At 56.6% G+C, this 1,032-nt stretch carries 1 protein-coding gene and 1 pseudogene; both read right to left on the reverse strand.

Going from position 1 to position 1,032, the window contains the following annotated elements; genetic code table 11:
* A pseudogene (locus tag HT737_RS15585) lies at positions 1–142 on the reverse strand (F0F1 ATP synthase subunit epsilon); the annotation flags it as partial.
* 45 nt (positions 143–187) lie between these two features.
* Positions 188–1,032 (reverse strand): F0F1 ATP synthase subunit beta (atpD, locus tag HT737_RS15590; protein ID WP_182403177.1); only part of this gene is annotated, 845 nt, incomplete at its 5' end.

The raw sequence follows: 1,032 nt of genomic DNA on the forward strand, positions 1-1,032 counted from the left end.
GCTTCAGATTAGTGATCAGCGGCGCGTGACCCAGAGCGATACCAAGATCACCCAGTGCACCGTGCGCAATCACCATCTCGACCAGGCCGGAAAAGATTTCCCCTTCCGCGCTGACGATATCGCAATGGACTGTCATAGCCATCTGATTGCCTCAACCTAAATTAGCGCCCGTTGCCGGGCGCCGGGATTACAGTTTCTTGGCTTTCTCGATCGCTTCTTCGATGCCGCCAACCATGTAGAACGCTTGTTCTGGCAGGTGGTCGTAGTCACCGTTGAGGATGCCTTTGAAGCCAGCAATGGTGTCTTTCAGGGAAACGTATTTACCCGAAGCACCGGTGAAGACTTCAGCCACGAAGAACGGCTGCGACAAGAAGCGCTGGATCTTACGAGCACGGTTTACCAACTGCTTGTCGGCTTCCGACAGCTCGTCCATACCCAGGATCGCAATGATGTCCTTCAGCTCTTTGTAGCGCTGCAGCACGTACTGAACACCGCGAGCGGTTTCGTAGTGGTCGTTGCCGATCACGTTCGGATCCAGCTGACGCGAAGTCGAGTCCAGTGGGTCTACCGCTGGGTAGATACCCAGGGAAGCGATGTCACGGGACAGAACGACGGTGGCGTCCAAGTGGGCGAAGGTGGTCGCTGGCGACGGGTCAGTCAAGTCGTCCGCAGGTACGTATACCGCCTGGATCGAAGTAATCGAACCTTGCTTGGTCGAAGTGATGCGCTCTTGCAGCACGCCCATCTCTTCAGCCAGAGTCGGCTGGTAACCTACTGCCGAAGGCATACGGCCCAGCAGTGCGGATACTTCAGTACCGGCCAGGGTGTAACGATAGATGTTGTCGACGAACAGCAGAACGTCGTTACCTTCGTCACGGAACTTCTCGGCCATGGTCAGGCCGGTCAGTGCTACGCGCAGACGGTTTCCCGGCGGCTCGTTCATCTGGCCGTAAACCAGGGCCACTTTGTCCAGAACGTTGGAGTCCTTCATCTCGTGGTAGAAGTCGTTACCCTCACGAGTACGCTCACCCA

It is taken from the genome of Pseudomonas sp. MD195_PC81_125 (assembly GCF_014060985.1).
In the GTDB taxonomy this organism is placed as follows: domain Bacteria; phylum Pseudomonadota; class Gammaproteobacteria; order Pseudomonadales; family Pseudomonadaceae; genus Aquipseudomonas; species Aquipseudomonas parakoreensis.